Origin of the sequence: Bradyrhizobium sp. HKCCYLS3077, assembly GCF_051167555.1 — a bacterium.
Classification (GTDB): domain Bacteria; phylum Pseudomonadota; class Alphaproteobacteria; order Rhizobiales; family Xanthobacteraceae; genus Bradyrhizobium.
On sequence record NZ_JBNPTH010000002.1, the window covers coordinates 931,286 to 948,053 of the forward strand.

12 protein-coding genes are annotated in these 16,768 nt (G+C 66.3%); 10 read left to right on the plus strand and 2 right to left on the minus strand.

The genetic code is table 11. The features are described from left to right. Nucleotides 1-366: 366 nt before the first annotated feature. A complete protein-coding gene (locus ACQR0Z_RS10415; protein ID WP_434879765.1) occupies nt 367-792 on the minus strand; it encodes a universal stress protein in 426 nt (141 codons plus the stop codon). Between the two features lie 69 nt (nt 793-861). After that, the gene (locus tag ACQR0Z_RS10420) at nt 862-1,404 is read right to left on the minus strand and encodes a SixA phosphatase family protein (protein ID WP_434918533.1); all 543 of its coding nucleotides are present in this window, start codon (nt 1,402-1,404) and stop codon (nt 862-864) included. 105 nt (nt 1,405-1,509) lie between these two features. Between ACQR0Z_RS10420 and ACQR0Z_RS10425 the strand changes: the two genes are divergently transcribed. The 10 genes from ACQR0Z_RS10425 to ACQR0Z_RS10470 all read left to right on the plus strand — a co-directional run bounded on the left by ACQR0Z_RS10425 (nt 1,510) and on the right by ACQR0Z_RS10470 (nt 16,612). Continuing rightward, a complete protein-coding gene (locus ACQR0Z_RS10425; RefSeq protein ID WP_434918534.1) occupies nt 1,510-2,937 on the plus strand; it encodes an NAD(P)/FAD-dependent oxidoreductase in 1,428 nt (475 codons plus the stop codon). A 93-nt stretch (nt 2,938-3,030) separates the two neighbouring features. Next, nucleotides 3,031-3,534 carry a peptide-methionine (R)-S-oxide reductase MsrB gene (gene msrB / locus ACQR0Z_RS10430; protein WP_434862431.1) on the plus strand — a complete coding sequence of 168 codons (504 nt, stop codon included), beginning with the start codon at nt 3,031-3,033 and terminating at the stop codon, nt 3,532-3,534. A gap of 297 nt (nt 3,535-3,831) precedes the next feature. Then, nucleotides 3,832-5,637 (plus strand): flagellar hook-basal body complex protein, encoded by a 1,806-nt coding sequence (locus ACQR0Z_RS10435; RefSeq protein ID WP_434862432.1) that lies wholly within the window; start codon nt 3,832-3,834, stop codon nt 5,635-5,637. A gap of 43 nt (nt 5,638-5,680) precedes the next feature. After that, nucleotides 5,681-7,546: a flagellar hook-associated protein FlgK gene (gene flgK, locus ACQR0Z_RS10440; RefSeq protein WP_434879761.1), complete on the plus strand. Its 1,866-nt coding sequence runs from the start codon at nt 5,681-5,683 to the stop codon at nt 7,544-7,546. Nucleotides 7,547-7,558: 12 nt separating this feature from the next. Then, nucleotides 7,559-9,430, plus strand: coding sequence for a flagellar protein (locus ACQR0Z_RS10445; RefSeq protein WP_434918535.1), 1,872 nt, complete (start codon nt 7,559-7,561; stop codon nt 9,428-9,430). Between the two features lie 95 nt (nt 9,431-9,525). Next, entirely contained in the window at nt 9,526-10,332 is an 807-nt protein-coding gene (locus tag ACQR0Z_RS10450) for a hypothetical protein (protein WP_434862435.1), read from the plus strand. 7 nt (nt 10,333-10,339) lie between these two features. Beyond that, nucleotides 10,340-11,965 (plus strand): hypothetical protein, encoded by a 1,626-nt coding sequence (locus tag ACQR0Z_RS10455; protein WP_434918536.1) that lies wholly within the window; start codon nt 10,340-10,342, stop codon nt 11,963-11,965. A gap of 52 nt (nt 11,966-12,017) precedes the next feature. Continuing rightward, nucleotides 12,018-13,208 (plus strand): ATP-grasp domain-containing protein, encoded by a 1,191-nt coding sequence (locus ACQR0Z_RS10460; protein WP_434918729.1) that lies wholly within the window; start codon nt 12,018-12,020, stop codon nt 13,206-13,208. After that, nucleotides 13,205-14,713, plus strand: a complete 1,509-nt coding sequence (locus ACQR0Z_RS10465) for a pyridoxal phosphate-dependent decarboxylase family protein (protein WP_434918537.1) — start codon at nt 13,205-13,207, stop codon at nt 14,711-14,713. Before ACQR0Z_RS10460 ends, ACQR0Z_RS10465 begins: the two co-directional genes overlap by 4 nt. 345 nt (nt 14,714-15,058) lie before the next feature. After that, on the plus strand, nt 15,059-16,612 hold the full coding sequence (locus ACQR0Z_RS10470) for a flagellin (RefSeq protein WP_434862438.1): 1,554 nt from the start codon (nt 15,059-15,061) through the stop codon (nt 16,610-16,612). The last annotated feature ends 156 nt before the right edge of the window (nt 16,613-16,768 follow it).

The window sequence follows — 16,768 nt, forward strand, 5'->3', positions numbered from 1 at the left end:
GGCCGTCTCACTTCAGGTGTCGGCAACATCAAGAACACCCCAGCTCAGCAGTCGGAATCGAGCACTCACCCCGCAAACGGTGCGCTCCCCTCCCCCTTGCGGGGAGGGGTCGGGGGTGGGGGTCCCCACGGGCAGTTTCTCGATGAGCCCAAATCTTCTTTGAGAAGGCCAGCCCCGAACGAACTTCGGCGCCCGCGGACCCCCACCCCCCAACCCCTCCCCGCAAGGGGGAGGGGAGCTCACCGCCGTTGCGGGACGAGTTTCGCCTTACAACGAGGCTTGTCGTCATTTGAACCGCGTGCTGCGACTCGGAGTCGGATAGCAAGCCTAATTGTAGTTATCGGTGTGAGCGCATCGCTCAGACACTCACGGCCGCACCACCAGCACCGAGCACTTCGCGTACCGCACCACGTGTCCCGCATTGCTGCCGAGGAAATACGTCCGCATCGCCGGGCGGTGCGAGGTCATCACGATGAGGTCGGCTTTCACCTTGGCCGCTTCCTCCAAAATCTCGTGATAGATGCCGCCCTGGCGCACCGTGTAGCTGATGCGCTCCGTGGGGATGCCGGATTCGCGGGCGACGATCGACAGCGCCTCCTCGGCGGTCTCACGCTGCTGCGCGTCGAAATCGGCGGGCACATATTCGGCCAGCATCACCGGCGTCATCGGCATCACGTTGAGCAGGTGCACCATGCCGCTCCAGGTCTGGGCCAAAGTGGCGGCGGTGGCGATGGCGGGCTTGGCGAGGTCGGTGTCGGCCAGATCGATCGGAACCAGGATCGAGTTGAACATCGCAAGGCTTCCTCTCTGTCGGCGACATTACGCGCCCGAGGGAACCTCGCTGTCAATCGACGCCGCCGCTCAATCGACCGAGCCGTGCTTGAGCAGCTTCGGCGTGACGAACATCAGCAAATTGCCGCGGGCGAAGCTCACATCGCCCCAATCGTCGGTGTCGAAATCGAATACGGCAAGGCCGGAGGTCGGCATGTTGCGTATGAGCTCGTGGCGCGCCTCGGCGTCGCCCTGGCCGGTGAGCGCCAGCGCCAGCTCGTGCATGCCGGGATTGTGGCCGACGACAAGCAGCTGTTTCGGATCGAACGCCGCGGCAAGGCGGATCTGATGCAGGATCTGCATCGGCTCGGCGGCGTAGAGCTCCGCCACGGATTCCACCTGCGGGGCGGGCACGCGGTCCTGCATCGCCGCGCGCGCTAGCTCCCAGGTCTGCTGCGCCCGGACCGCGGTCGAGACCAGCACCAGTTCCGGTGCCGGCGGGCGGCTCGCAATGAAGTCGCCGATGATGGCGGCATCCTGGTGCCCGCGCTCGTCGAGACGGCGGTCCTGGTCACGGCCGGATGGCGCGTCAGTCTCGGTCTTGGCGTGGCGCAGCAGCATCAATCGGCGCATGGAATCCGGTCTCGAATCGTTCAGGCTGGGTCAGGCTGTACCACGTCTCTTTATCGCCATTAAAAGCGTCATGACGACCGGCACAGGGTTCGCTAAGAAAACGCCATGAGCGAGACTTCCACAAGCGTGAACGATGACGCGGATGCCGCAGGGGCATTCGTCCGCAGCCGGCTGAATTTCGACCTCGATGTCGATGTCTGCGTGGTCGGGGCGGGATTGGCCGGGCTGACGGTGGCGCTGTGCGCCGCCCGGCAGGGCGCGAGCGTCGCGGTGCTGGAAGGCCGGCAGGTCGGATGGAACGCCTCCGGCGCCATGGTGGGCACCGTGCTGCCCGGGTTCGACCTCGCGCTGCCGGACCTGATCGAGCGCGTCGGGCTGAAGCATGCCCGCGCGCTGTGGGCGTTGTCGTGGTCGGGCGCCGAATTCGTCCGGGCACAGGCGGCGACCATGCCGAACATGGCCTTGAGCGAAGGCGCGCTCGAAGTTTCCAACGTCGACGCCGGCGACGCGCTGATCCGGCGGCTGCAGATGCTGCACGAGGATTTCGACACCGAGGTCGAGGGCTGGCAGGTCGAGCGGGTCAGGACCGAGCTGAAGACCGAGCGCTATTTCCACGGCGTGCATTATCCGAAGGCGTTCCAGCTCGACGGTCGCACCTACGTCCACGCGCTGGCGCGGCTGGCGCATCGCGCCGGCGCGCGGATCTTCGAGGATACGCCTGTTGTCAGCATCGATGCGTCGGGCGTGCGCAAGCGCATCGTCACGCCATCGGCACGGATGCGGGCGTCGCACATCGTGCTGGCCGGCAACATCCATCTCGGCGCGCCGCTGCAGCGGCTGTCGGATACGCTGCTGCCGGTGTGGCGCTATGGCGGCGTGACTGCGCCGCTCGGCGAGCGGCTGGCTGAGGCGATCGCGTTCCAGGGATCGGTGCAGGACACCGACGGCATCGATCATTTCCGCATCGTCGAGGGCGACCGGCTGATGTGGGCGAGCCCGGAGACGACCTGGAATGCGCGGCCGAGCGGCTTTGCCTCCGCGCTGCAGCGCCGGATCCGCACCGTGTTTCCGCAGCTCGGCAAGGTCGAGATCACCGAGACCTTCGGCGGCGTCACCGGGCAGACCGTGCACGGCATGCCGCAGATCGGACAATTGCGCAAAGGCCTATGGGTCGCGAGCGGCTTCGGCCGGCAGGGGATGAACACCTCGGCGATGGCGGGGCAACTGATCGCGCAGGGCATCCTGGCGGGCGACGACCGCTGGAAGCTGTTCTCGCCGTTCGAGCTGGTCTGGGCCGGCGGCGTCAGCGGCCGGGTCGCCGGCCAGGTCGTCAATCTCTGGATCCGCGGCCGCGCCGCCGCCGCCGGCACCTTGGCGCGGCATCGCGAGCGGGCGCGGGCGCAGGAGCGCGCGCGGGAGATCAGGGCTGCCGAAGCGCGCCGCCGGGCAGCCGAGCGACCCAATTCACGCCTGCCGCTGCGGCCGCAGCCGTCCGACCTGAACCGCCGGCCCGAGGCCGGGGAGGGCGGCTAGCTCGCAAGAAAGTGAGCCTTCGGGACCGCGCCTGGCGTAACTTCGCGACATCTCGCCCGTAAATCCGGTCACAACCGCCGTACGGAGACGTCCATGATCGATCGCCGCCTGATGTTCACCACCGCTGCCGGTCTGTTCGGCTTCGCTGCCTTGCGCTGGCTCGGCGGCTCCGCCCCGGCCCGCGCCGCCGAGAAGTTCGAGATCGAGAAGACCGAGGCCGAGTGGCGCGCGCAGCTCACGCCGGAGCAGTTCGACATCCTCCGCAAGGAGGGCACCGAGCGGCCCTGGACCAGCCCGCTGCTGAAGGAGCACCGCAAGGGCACCTTCGCCTGTGCCGGCTGCGACCTGCCGCTGTTCTCCTCGGACACCAAGTTCGACAGCGGCACCGGCTGGCCGAGCTTCTTCAAGCCGCTCGACAACGCCGTCGGCACCCGCCAGGACAAGACCTACGGCATGATCCGCACCGAGGTGCATTGCCGCCGCTGCGGCGGCCATCTCGGCCACGTGTTCGATGACGGTCCGAAGCCGACCGGGCTGCGCTACTGCATGGACGGGCTGTCGCTGGTGTTCCATCCGGCCAATCCCTCGTCGACCTGAAAATTCTCCGCCTGGTCTCGCCGGCGCGTCCGTTCAAGGCTCCAGATGCGGGTCTGACGACGCGCCGGATGCTGTGCAAATTCAGCTGAGCCGGAGCGCGCCGGTGCGCGTCCCGGCCCGGCAAGAACTGCCGGCTCGGCAATTGTTCACCACTCCTGCCGACGGTTTCTTGACGTTGTTATTTCGCAAGCCGTTGATTTCGCATCACATTCATATCTGGCACGGTGATTGCGACAGCTCTCCACGAAAACGCGGCCTTGGGCGGACCGGCCGCCGGGTCAATGTGGAGAGAATGGTATGGGTATCTTCGACGCGATGAACACCTCGGTGAGCGGCCTGTCCGCTCAATCATTCGCGCTGCAGAACATTTCCGGTAACATCGCGAACGCCTCGACCGTTGGCTACAAGGGCATCGGTACCAGCTTCGAAGACCTCATTCCGAACGCCACCAATCCGACCCGGCAGAATGCCGGCGGCGTCACCGCCTTCGCCAAGGCGACGATTACCACCCAGGGCACCGTCTCGACGTCGTCCGTCGCCACCAATATGGCGATCAACGGCGACGGCTTCTTCAACGTGCAGAAGGCCTCGTCGGTCGTCGACAACGTGCCGGTCTTCACCGGCGTCACCAACTACACGCGCCGCGGCGACTTCCAGCTCAATGCCAACGGCAATCTGATCAACGGCGCCGGGTATTATCTGATGGGCGTCGCGGTCGACGCCAAGACCGGCAACGCCACCGGCAACGTGCCGACGGTGCTGCAGTTCGCCAACAACTTCGTGCCGGCACAGGCGACCACCGCGATCCAATACGCCGCCAACCTGCCGACGCAGCCGAAGACCGGCGCCAGCGGCAACGCGGCGACGGGCACGCTGGTCGCGGCCGGCGGCCTCAACTCGGCCGACCTCTCCAACGTGCCGCTGCCGGTCGGCACCAATTTCTACGCCGACGCCACCACCACGGGCGGCACCGCGGTCAACAAGAACGCGGCGAACATCACCACCTCGACCTTGCTGTCGGGCGCCGCGGCGACCGACTCGATCACCACCAACTTCACCGCCGGCGACACCATCACCCTGACCGGCAGCGCGGGCGACGTCGTCACCTTCACCTTCGTCGCCTCGGGCGCCTCGGGCAACCAGATCAATGTAGGCGATTCCGTCGGCACCTTGCTCGCCAAGATCGCGACCGTCACCGGCGTGCAGCCGACCATCACCGCCGGCAAGATCACGCTGCACTCGGGCAGCGGCGAGGACTGGACCCTGAGCAGCGCCTCGGGCGGCTTCACCGCGCTCGGCCTGACATCGCCGGTGTCGCTGACGCGGACGGCGAGCGCGGGCACCGGCATCGTCATCGGCAACGACCTCACCAACTTCAACAACGAGACGATCTCGGGCGGCGCGGTCACGACCTACAACTCCGCGGGTACTCCGGTGAACGTGCAATTGCGCTGGGGTAAGACCGACAGCGCGACCCTCGGCACCGGTCACAAGGACACCTGGAACCTGTTCTATCAGACCAATTCGACGGCGACCGGCTCGACCGTGGCCTGGCAGAACGTCGGCACCAACTTCGTGTTCGCCTCCGACGGCTCGCTGGTGTCGCCGACGAGCTCGAACATTTCCATTCCCAATGTCGTGGTCGACGGCACCACGCTCGGCACCGTGAGCCTGAACATCTCGTCGGGCGCACTGACGCAATATGCCAGCACGATCGGCTCGGCGACCATCAACCAGATCTCGCAGAACGGTTTTGCCGCCGGCCAGCTGCAGTCGGTCGCCGTCAACAACAGCGGTATCGTCACCGGCACCTTCTCCAACGGCCAGACCATCAATCTGGCCCAGGTGACCTTGTCGCACTTCAACGGCACCAACTACCTGAAGGCGCTCGACGGCGGCGCCTATGAGGCGACCGACCAGTCCGGCCAGGCCATCATCGGCGCGTCCGGCAAGATCTCGGGCGGCTCGCTGGAAGGCTCGAACACCGACATCGCCGACGAGTTCACCAAGCTGATCGTGACCCAGCAGGCCTATTCGGCGAACACCAAGGTGATCACCACCGCCAATTCGATGGTGCAGGATCTTCTGAACGTGCTGCGCTGACGCGCGGCCACGTGGCAGTTGAATTGACATAAGGCAAACGAACATGGGTTTGAGTTCAGCCCTCGCCACCGCGATGTCCGGCCTGCGCTCGACGCAGGCGGCGCTCTCGATCATCTCGTCGAACGTCGCCAACGCGAACACGCCCGGCTACGTCGCACAGAACCCGAACCAGATCGAAGTCGCCTCTGGCGGCTTCGGCTCGACGGTGATGACGACCGGCGTCAACCGTCAGCTCGATTTGTTCGTGCAGAACCAGCTCCGCACCGAGACCTCGGGCGGGGCTTATGCCAATCAGATGGCCAACATCCTGACGCAGCTGCAGAGCGTGTACGGCACGCCCGGCGGCAGCGGCACGCTGGAGACGGCGCTCAACAATTTCACGACGGCGCTGCAATCGCTGTCGAACAATCCGAGCAACCAGTCGGCGCAATCGGTGGCGCTGTCGGCGGCGCAGGGCGTGGCGCAGCAGCTCAACGCGACCACCAAGGGCATCCAGACGCTGCGCACCAATGTCGAGCAGGACATCGGCAACTCGGTGACGCAGGCCAATGCGGCGATCAAGCAGATCGCCACGTTGAACACGCAGCTTCAGGGTCTCGCCCCGTCGGATCCGCTGACGGCGACCTTGCAGGACCAGCGCGACAACGCGATCGACACGCTGTCCAAATATGTCGACATCCGTGTCGTGTCGGACTCGACCAACGGCGTCAGCGTGTTCACCAATTCCGGCATCCAGCTCGTCGGCGCCGGGCTGTCCTCGGAATTCACCTTCTCCTCGCCTGGCACGCTCGATGCGACCTCGCTCTACAACAGCGATCCGACAAAGACCGGCGTCGGCCAGCTCAACATCAAGCTGTCGAACGGCGTGTCGCTCGACGTCGTCTCCAACAATCTCCTGAACTCCGGCCAGATCGCAGCCGATCTCAAGCTGCGCGACCAGACCCTGGTGCAGGCGCAGACCCAGGTCGACCAGCTTGCGGCGACGGTGGCGTCGGCGCTATCGGACAAGACCACGGCGGGCACCGCGGTCACGGGTCCGCCGGCCGGCTTCGATGTCTCGACCACCGGCCTGTTGGCCGGCAACACGATCAACCTGACGTATACGGATTCGAGCAACATCCAGCGCCAGGTCAAGATCGTCAACGTCAACGATCCCGCCGCGCTGCCGCTGCAGAACGCGACCGGCGCCAACCCGTCCTATGTTGGCGTCGACTTCTCGCTCGGCATGGCCTCTGTGGTGTCGCAGCTCAACAGCGCGCTGGGATCGGCGCATCTGCAATTCTCCAATCCCTCGGGCACGACGCTGCGCATCACCGATGACGGCACCAGCCAGGCGACGGTGAAGTCGGCGTCGTCGACGGTCACGGTCCAGACATTGGCCAGTGGCAATGCGCAGCTGCCGGTGTTCACCGACGGCGGCGCGCTCTACACCGGCAAGATCACCTCGACGGGCAGCCAGATGACCGGGCTCGCCGGGCGGCTCAACGTCAATCCGGCGCTGCTCAACGATGCGACCAAGCTGTCGACCTATTCGACCTCGCCGCAGACGCCCGCGGGCGACGCGACGCGGCCGGACTTCCTGTTCGCGCAGCTGACCTCGGCCACGTTCAGCTACTCGCCGACCACCGGGCTCGGCTCGGCCGCGCAGCCGTTCCAGGGCACGGTGACCGGCTATCTGCAGCAATTCGTCAGCCAGCAGGGCAGCGCCGCCAACCTCGCGACGCAGCTCAGCCAGGGCCAGAGCGTCGTCGTCAGCACGCTCAAGGAAAAGTTCAACGCCACCGCCGGGGTCAACATGGACAGCGAGATGTCCAACCTGATCCAGGTCCAGAACACCTACGCGGCCAACGCCCATATCATGTCGGTCGTGCAAAGCATGATGCAGAGCCTGCTCCAGGCCTATCAGTAAGGCGCGTGTAAGATGTCGATCAGCAGTGTCAACTATGGAACGTCTCTGCTCGGCCTGTCCGTGCGGAACATCTCCAACCAGCTCGCGGACCTCTCGACGCAGCTCTCCAGCGGTGTCAAGTCGAACAACTATGCCGGCATGGGTCCGGACGAGGGGTTTGCGATCGCGGCGCGGGCGCAGCTGTCGAACATCTCGTCGTTCACCTTGACGATGACCCACGTCAATACGGTCATCGGCGCGGTCAACACCTCGCTGCAGTCGCTGTCGAAGATCAGCAGCCAGATCCAGAGCGGCGCCGCGGCGACGCCGCAGAACCTGACCAGCACCGGCCAGACCACCGGCCAGCTCACGGCCTCGTCGAACCTGTCGGCGATCACCGGCATCCTCAACACCCAGGTCGGCGACCGCTTCATCTTCTCGGGCACCGCCACCGATCGGCCGGCGATCGCCTCTGCCGACGACATCCTCAACGGCACGCCGACACAGGCCGGCCTGAAGCAGGTCATCGCCGAGCGGCAGCAGGCGGATCTCGGGCTCAACGGCCTCGGCCGCCTCAATCTGTCGGCCTCGGCGACGATGCCGATCACGCTTGCGGAGGACGTCGCCGGCTCGCCTTTCGGCTTCAAGCTCAGCAACGTCAATTCGACGCTGACCAACGCCACCGTGACCGGACCGTCCGGCTCGCCGGCCGGCATCTCGGTCGACCTCACCGCCGGCAATCCCAACGCGGGTGACCAGATCAGCTTCACCTTCAAACTGCCCGACGGCACCTCGGAGGCGATCAAGCTGACGGCGTCGACCACGACGCCGGCGCCCGCCAATACGTTTGCGATCGGCGCCACGCCGGCCGCGACGTCGGCCAATCTCAACGCGGCGCTGAACACGGCGCTCTCGACGCTCGCCAACACCTCGCTGGTGGCGGCCTCGGCGGTCACCGCGGGCGACAATTTCTTCAACACGGCAAGCGCCGTTTCGGGCTCCGCCGTCAACAACAAGGCCGCGACGCCGGCGCCGATCACCGGCGCCACCCTGCTGTCGGGCGCGGCCAGCACCGACTCGATCGCGACGAACTTCGCAAGCGGCGACACGCTCACGGTGAACGGGCAGACGCTGACCTTCGTCGCGTCCGGCGCCAACGGCAACAATCAGATCAACATTACCGACAGTGTCCAGACGCTGCTCGGAAAGATCGACACGTTGAGCGGCACCTCAAAGGCCTCGACGGTCAGCGGCGGGGTGATCACGCTGCGGACCGACGATGCCGCCAGCTTCTCGCTGACGAGCTCGAACGCCGGCGCGCTGTCCGCGCTGGGCTTCTCGGGCACCGTGACGGCTCCGACGCCGCCGTTGCGGGTGTCCGGCTCGCCGCTGGCGTCGGCGACCAGCCTGGTCAACGGTTCGGCCAACACGGTCAATTGGTACACCGGCAACAGCGGTCCCGGTTCGGCGCGGTCGAGCGCGACCATCCGCATCGACACCGCGCAGAGCATCCAGTTCGGCGCCCAGGGCAACGAGTATGCGATCCGCAATCTCGTGCAGCAGACCGCGGTCTATGCCGCGGTCGTGACGCCGCCCGCGGGCGCCAATGCCGGGCAGCAGATCGGCGCGCTGAGCCAGCGCATCGCCGCCAATCTGACGCCGCAGCTCGGCCAGCAGACGATCTCGGACATCCAGACCGACTTCGCCAACGCCCAGACCACGATGAAGGACGCAACGGCCCGCCAGACCCAGGCCAAGGCGGCGATGCAGAGCCTGGTCGACCAGACCGAGGGTATCTCGCAGCAGGACGTGGCGAGCCAGCTCTTGCAGCTGCAGACCAATCTGCAGGCGTCCTATCAGACCACGGCAATGCTCGCCCAGCTGACGCTGGTCAAGTACCTGTAGAACGACGGGGGAGGCGGCGGTTAGGCTTTCGTTAACCACGTCTCTTTAGCTTTTGTTCAGATCTGGGGCGAGAGCCTCTTTGTCTGGAGGCTGACGTGAGTGACGTGACCGACGAGCGGATTCACCTGGTGATCGCCACCCCGTGTTTCGGCGGCCAGGTGTCGAGCATCTATGCAAGCTCGATCTTCGCCTTGCAGCGCGAGCTGCGCGCGACCTCCAATGTCGGCCTGACCGTCCACATGCGTGACGGCGATGCGCTGATCACCCGGGCCCGCGCCAATCTGGTCACGCTGTTCCTCAATGACCCCACCGCGACGCACCTGCTGTTCGTCGATGCCGATATCGGTTTCACGCCGAAGCAGGTGTTTCGCCTGATCGAATCCGGCGGCGACATGGTCGCCGGCGTCTATCCGATCAAGAAGGTCAACTGGACGAAGGCGCGCCGCGCCATCCAGTCCAACCGCATGGACGTGCCGGCCGCCTCGCTCGACTATGTGCTCGAGATCGAGAATCCGGACCATGTCGCCGTGGTCAACGGCTTCACCCGCGTCCGCTATGCCGGCACCGGATTCCTGATGATCCGCCGCCGCGTCATCGAGGCGATGATCGCACATCCCGCTTACGCGCCGCTGCAGTTCTTCCGCGAGCATTCGCAGGATGCGCTGGCCGGCAGCCCGAACCGCTTCGCGCTGTTCGAATGCCTGATCGATCCGGAAACCGGCACCTATCTCAGCGAGGATTTCGCGTTCTGCAAGCGTTGGACCGATCTCGGCGGCGAGATCTGGGCCGATCTCGACAGCCGTCTCGATCACGTCGGCCCGTCCGTGTTCCACGGCAACGTCGCCTCGCAGTTCGCCTCGGCGATCGCGGTTCCGACCGCTGCCGCTGTCGACGCCGCGTGACATCAGCATGATGCCGGCGGCAACTCGGCCCGACGTCTCCTGGCTCTCGGGTCATGCGCGGCGCGACGGCGCGGCGACAGGACTGCGCGATCTCTTTGCGTTGCTTGGCGATCTTCTGATCGACGGCGGCGATGCTCGCCTGGCTCTCGACCGCCCCTGGGGCCGCAACGCCTATGGCTGCGGACCATCGCCTGCGCCCGATCTGTTGTGCTTTTCGTCGAGCACGGCGTCGCCGATCTCGGAGCGTGCCTATGCCCGCGTCGAGCTCGCGCGCGAGCAATTGATGCATGCGGCGATTTCGCTCGGCCTCGACGCGGCGCTGGACCTGCGCACCGAGGAGATGCGGTGCGAGTTGAGACAACAATTCGGCCTGGACGACGACGTCGGCATCGTCTTCTCGCCCTCCGGCACCGACTCGCAGCTGCATGCGCTGGCGCTCGCGCGAGCGCTGCTGGGCGATGCCGTCACCAGCGTGGTCGTCGGCTCCGATCAGACCGGGAGCGGCACCGCGGCGAGCGCGCGCGGCCGTCACTTCAGCACACGGACCGCGGGCGGCCTGACGGTAACGAAGGACGGACCGATCGACGGACTGGCGGGTGAGGCGGTGTCGTTGCCGCTGCTCGACGGCGCATCGCTGCAGCCGCGCAGGAACATTCAGTCCGACGTGCTCGACGCGGTCGAGGCGCTGGTGCGCGACGGGCGCAGCGTGCTGCTCCAGGTGATGGACGCGTCCAAGCTCGGCTGGCGCGCGCCGGGCATGGCGTGCCTGGACGAGGTGTCGCGGCGCTGGCCGGATCGGGTCCAGATCGTGGTCGACGCCTGCCAGATGCGGCTGGGCGCGGCGCGGCTGCGCGACCATCTGGCGCGCGGTCATCTCGTGCTGATCTCCGGATCGAAGTTTTTTGGCGGACCGGCCTTCAGCGGCGCGCTCCTGGTTCCGCCATTGGTGTCGGCGGCGCTGCGCGGGGGAAATCCCGTTGCGCCGGGCCTGTTCGACTATGTCGGCCGCAGCGACTGGCCGGTCGCCTGGACGGATCTGCGCGCGCGCTCGGCGCCGCGCGCCAACATCGGGCAATGGCTGCGCTGGGAGGCAGCGCTCGACGAGATCGCCGCCTATCATGCCGTGCCGGCGGCATTCCGCCGGATGGCGATCCGGCAACTCGGCGAGACCATCACGAGCCTGCTGATGCTGTCGCCGGTGTTGCGGCCGATCGCGGCAGGTTCAGTCGCGGCGGACGAGGACGGCGACGAGTTCGGCTTTCCGACGATCTTTCCGTTCGCGCTTCAGCGCGACGGCAAACTGCTCGATCTCGGAGAGACGCAGGCGGTCTATCGCGCGCTCCAACACGATCTCGGCAGCCGCTTCAGCGGCTCCATGGCTGACGTCGCCGCGCGCCAGTGCCTGGTCGGTCAGCCCGTCAGGATCGAACGCCCCGGCGCGGCGCCGACCGCCGCGCTGCGGCTGAGCATCGGCGCGCGCCAGGTGACCGAAGCCTGGTGCGACGACCACACCACCGCGCGCGTCAATCTCGAAGCCGACATCGACCGCGTGGTCGACATCGTCGCCAAAACAGAGCTGCTCGTGTCGGAGCTGAGCAGCCAGGATCTCAGGGACATCTGCAATGCCGACTGATCTGCTCGCGCTGGCCGAGGCGCCCGGCGCAGGATGTGCCGACCGCATCGGCATGGCCAAGCTCGCCAAGGCCGCGTTCGACGGCCAGGATCTCAAGCCGATGTGGGCAGCCTTGCTCGGCAAGCTGCTCGACGGCACGGCTACGCCGGGCGAAGGCCTCGACCTCGCGCTCGTCGCGCAGCTGATCGGCGAGAAATCATCCGGGCTCGCGATCCAGCACGACGTGCTGCAGGCGCAGCAGCTCTACCGCGTGATCCGCCAGGACACGCCGCCGCGGCTGCGCGTGCTGGCGCTCGCGGCGTCCACCGACATGGGCAGCAACACGCCGATCGAATTCCTGCTCGAGGACACGGATATCGAGCTGCTGCTGCTCTATGTCGTGCCGGGGACGGATCTCATGGCGCCGCTGCCGGCGCACGACGTCGCCATCGTGATCGCCTCCGACTCCGAGGATTGCCAGCATGCGCTGCGCGAGATCGACGCGGTCGCGGCGCGCTGGCCGCGTTCGCTGCTGAATCCGCCGGAGCGGATCTGGCATCTCGATCGCGACAAGCTGCACGCGCTCCTGGCCGGCATCGAAGGGCTGGTCATTCCGGCGACGATTCCCGTCGATCGCGACCGTCTGGTCGAGATCGCCGAGGAACGCGAATGGATCGCCGATCTCGACAGTTCGCTCGTGTTTCCGCTCATCGTGCGTCCGCGCGGCTCGCATGCCGGTGTCGGCCTCGAGAAGGTCGAGGAGCCGCTCGAGCTCTCGCTCTATCTCGACGAGCGCGACGAACAGGAATTCTTCCTGTCGCGCTTCGTCGACTATGCCAGCGAGGACGGGCAGTTCCGCAAATACCGCATCGTGTTCGTCGACGGCACGGCCTACGCCTGCCACATGGCGATCGCGAAGCGCTGGGACATCTGGTACCTCAACGCCAACATGTCCGGCAGCGAGAGCAAGCGCCTCGAAGAGGCGACCTTCATGCAGACCTTCGACATCGGCTTCGGCCGCCGCCATCGCAGCGTGCTCGATGCCATCGCCGCGCGCGTCGGCCTCGACTACTTCATCATCGACTGCGCCGAAACGAAGGAGGGCGCGCTGCTGGTGTTCGAGGCCGACAACACGGCCGTCGTCCACAACATGGATCCGCCCGATATCTTTCCCTACAAGCCGCCGCATATGCGGAAGATCTTCGCGGCATTCGCCGAGATGATCGCGAAGCGCGCCGCGGCGCGCGCGGAGCAGGCTGCGTGACCACGGAGCTGCGCAACGAGGCTTCGTTGCGGCCGGGAGCTGCGCTCGACCCGCGGGACTGGGACGAGGTCCGCGCGCTCGGTCATCGCATGCTCGACGACATGATCGACTACGTCGCCGGCATCCGCGACCGGCCGGTGTGGCAGCCGATGTCGCCGGCGACGCGGCAAAGCTTCCGCAGCGAGTTGCCGCATGCGCCGACCGAACTCGCCGACGTCTATCGCGATTTCACCGAACGCGTCGTGCCGCATGCCACCGGCAATGTTCATCCCGGCTTCATGGGCTGGGTGCATGGCGGCGGCACCGTCGTCGGCATGCTCGCCGAGATGCTCGCGGCCGGACTGAACGCCAATCTCGGCGGCCGCGACCATGCGCCGATCGAGGTCGAGCGCGAGGTGGTCGAGTGGACGCGACAGTTGTTCGGCTTGCCCGAAGGCGCGAGCGGCATCTTCGTGACCGGCACGTCGATGGCCAATCTGATGGCGGTGCTGGTCGCGCGGCGCGCGGCGCTGGGCGCATCCGTTCGAACGGCGGGATTGGCCGGGCAGGGCGGACGATTGCGTGCCTACACATCCAGGGCCGCGCATGGCTGCATCGCCAAGGCGATGGACATCTGCGGGATGGGCAGCGATGCGCTGCGCAGCATCGCGGTAGACAAGGCGCACCGGATCGACATCGCGGCGCTGCGCGAGGCGATCGCGCAGGACCGCGCGGCGGGCCTGCATCCGTTTCTCGTCGTGGCCTCCGCGGGCACCGTCGACATCGGCGCGATCGATGATCTCACGGAGGTGGCCGACGTCTGTCGTCGCGAAGGACTTTGGTTCCACGTCGATGGCGCGTTCGGCGCGCTTGCAATGCTGGCGCCCGCACTTGCGCCGAAACTCGCCGGCATCGAGCAGGCGGATTCGTTGGCGCTCGATTTTCACAAATGGGGGCAGGTGCCTTACGACGCCGGATTCCTGCTCGTGCGCGATGGGAAAATGCATCGCGACGCCTTCGCGTCGCCCGCCGCCTATCTGCGTCGCGAGACGCGCGGGCTTGCCGCCGGCACCGAATGGCCGTGCGATCTCGGCCCCGATCTGTCGCGCGGCTTTCGCGCACTGAAGACCTGGTTCACGTTGCGGACGTTCGGCACCGACGCGCTCGGCGCCGTGATCGAGAAGACGTGTGAGCTCGCGCGCCACCTCGAAGCGCGGGTGCGCGCCGAGCCGGAGCTCGAGCAGCTCGCCCCGGTCCATCTCAACATCGTCTGTTTCCGCTATCGTGCAGATGAGGCCGACGCGCTGAACGGCGAGATCGTTGCCGATATCCACGAATCCGGCATGGCCGCGCCGTCGACCACGATGATCGACGGACGCTTGGCGATCCGCGCGGCGATCGTCAACCATCGCACCGAAGCGCGCGACATCGATCGGTTGGTCGATGCGGTTCTCATGTTCGGCCGCCGGCGCGCCGCGGGCCTGATGCCGTTGATCGAGGTGGAGGCGCCGCCACTCTCGCTGTGATTGCAGATGATGGTTTCAGTCCGCTGCGCTGGTCGATGATTACCACCGGCGAGCGCGCGATGACGCGTGTCTTACGGTTTCCAAAGGTGGTTGACGCGTAGTGAAGATCACGCGCGTCTGGTGAATCTCTGAACCTTTTCAACGGGCGCTTTCGCGCGCCTGTGCGACGATACGACACGCCGAATGGCCTATTCTACCGATTGAAGCAGCGCCGGCCTACAACCGCTTCAGCGTTTGTTAGCCACTGCCCTTCACCGTGACGCCCGTCGCTCCGGTCGCCAAGCCGCCGGGCTTCACCCGATCTCGAAGGGATCGGGTCTTGTTTCACACCAGAAGGGTATGAAAATGTCAGGTATCGTCCTATCGGCGTCGGTGCGCCAGAATCTGCTTTCGCTCCAGTCGACGGCTACGCTTCTCGCCACCACCCAGAACAACCTCTCCACGGGCAAGAAGGTCAACTCGGCTCTCGACAATCCGACCAACTTCTTCACCGCCCAGGGCCTCGACAACCGCGCTTCCGACATCTCCAATCTGCTCGATGGCATCGGCAACGGCGTGCAGGTTCTGCAGGCCGCCAACACCGGCATCACCTCGCTGCAGAAGCTCGTCGACAGCGCCAAGTCGATCGCCAACCAGGTGCTGCAGAGCGCGGTCGGCTACTCCACCAAGTCGAACGTCGTCTCGTCGGCGCTGACCGGCGCAACCGCGAACGACCTGCTCGGCTCGAGCGCGACCTCGGTGACCGGCTCCGTCGTGAACAACGACAACACCTCGTCCGCCTCGGCGATCACCGGCTCGACCAAGCTGTCCGGCACCGCAGGCACGGCGTCGAACAACCTGGCCACCGGCATCACCTCCGGTGAAACGCTGGTCGTCAACGGCACCACCTTCACCTTCGTCACCGGCACGACCTCGACCGGCACCAGCATCGGCATCGGCGATTCCGTCAGCAACCTGCTGTCGGCGATCTCGACGCAGGCCGGCGTGACCGCTTCGGTGACCGCGGGTGCGATCACGCTGACCGCTCCGGCGGCAGGATTGACCGTCTCCGGCAGCTCCGGCACCTTGGCCAAGCTCGGCCTGTCGACCACCGGCAACGCCTTGGCGGGCCAGACGCTGACGATCGCGGCGACAGGCGGAGGAACGGCGACCAGCTTCACGTTCGGGCTAGGGACGGGGCAGGTGAAGTCGCTGAACGACCTCAACACCAAGCTCGCAGCCAACAACCTGCAGGCGACGCTCGACTCGTCGACCAACAAGCTGACGATCTCGACCACCAACGATGCCGCTTCTTCGACGATCGGCACCATCGGCGGCACGGCGTTCTCCGTCAGCGGCAACGCCTTCAACGGCGCCACAATCGCCGCTCCGGTGGCCGATTCGACCGCGCAGACGGCGCGCGCCAACCTGGTCTCGCAGTACAACAACGTGCTTACGCAGATCAACCTGACGGCGAGCGACGCCTCGTTCAACGGCGTCAACCTGCTGAACGGCGATACTCTGAAGCTGACCTTCAACGAGAACGGCAAGTCGACGCTGTCGATCACCGGTGTCACGTTCAACTCGGCCGGTCTCGGCCTGTCGACGCTGACCTCGGGCACCGACTTCCTCGACAACGCCTCGGCGAACAAGGTGATCGGCGTGCTGACGAGCGCAAGCTCCACGCTTCGCTCCGAAGCCTCGACGCTTGGTTCGAACCTCTCGGTCGTGCAGATCCGTCAGGACTTCAACAAGAACCTGATCAACGTGCTGCAGACCGGCTCGTCCAACCTGACGCTCGCCGACACCAATGAGGAAGCGGCCAACAGCCAGGCGCTGTCGACCCGCCAGTCGATCGCGGTGTCCGCGCTGTCGCTTGCCAACCAGTCGCAGGCGAGCGTGCTGCAGCTGCTCCGCTGATCCGCCAGAACGGCAGGATCGAAATCGAGAACGGCGGGGGCAACCCCGCCGTTCTTTTTATTTGGTCACGACATCGTTCGAACGAGTGCAGCGCGCGTCCGCGGTCGCAGGCAAAGCAAAGCCCGGCGTCGCGTCCGCGAGCCGGGCTTTCGCTTT

What these genes read in the sequence shown, in the direction of transcription:
- ACQR0Z_RS10470 (WP_434862438.1), top strand. Translation starts at nt 15,059, where the DNA reads ATGTCAGGTATCGTCCTATCGGCGTCGGTGCGCCAGAATCTGCTTTCG.
- ACQR0Z_RS10415 (WP_434879765.1), bottom strand. Translation starts at nt 792, where the DNA reads ATGTTCAACTCGATCCTGGTTCCGATCGATCTGGCCGACACCGACCTC.
- msrB (WP_434862431.1), top strand. Translation starts at nt 3,031, where the DNA reads ATGATCGATCGCCGCCTGATGTTCACCACCGCTGCCGGTCTGTTCGGC.
- ACQR0Z_RS10425 (WP_434918534.1), top strand. Translation starts at nt 1,510, where the DNA reads ATGAGCGAGACTTCCACAAGCGTGAACGATGACGCGGATGCCGCAGGG.
- ACQR0Z_RS10460 (WP_434918729.1), top strand. Translation starts at nt 12,018, where the DNA reads ATGGCCAAGCTCGCCAAGGCCGCGTTCGACGGCCAGGATCTCAAGCCG.
- ACQR0Z_RS10435 (WP_434862432.1), top strand. Translation starts at nt 3,832, where the DNA reads ATGGGTATCTTCGACGCGATGAACACCTCGGTGAGCGGCCTGTCCGCT.
- ACQR0Z_RS10445 (WP_434918535.1), top strand. Translation starts at nt 7,559, where the DNA reads ATGTCGATCAGCAGTGTCAACTATGGAACGTCTCTGCTCGGCCTGTCC.
- ACQR0Z_RS10455 (WP_434918536.1), top strand. Translation starts at nt 10,340, where the DNA reads ATGATGCCGGCGGCAACTCGGCCCGACGTCTCCTGGCTCTCGGGTCAT.
- ACQR0Z_RS10420 (WP_434918533.1), bottom strand. Translation starts at nt 1,404, where the DNA reads ATGCGCCGATTGATGCTGCTGCGCCACGCCAAGACCGAGACTGACGCG.
- flgK (WP_434879761.1), top strand. Translation starts at nt 5,681, where the DNA reads ATGGGTTTGAGTTCAGCCCTCGCCACCGCGATGTCCGGCCTGCGCTCG.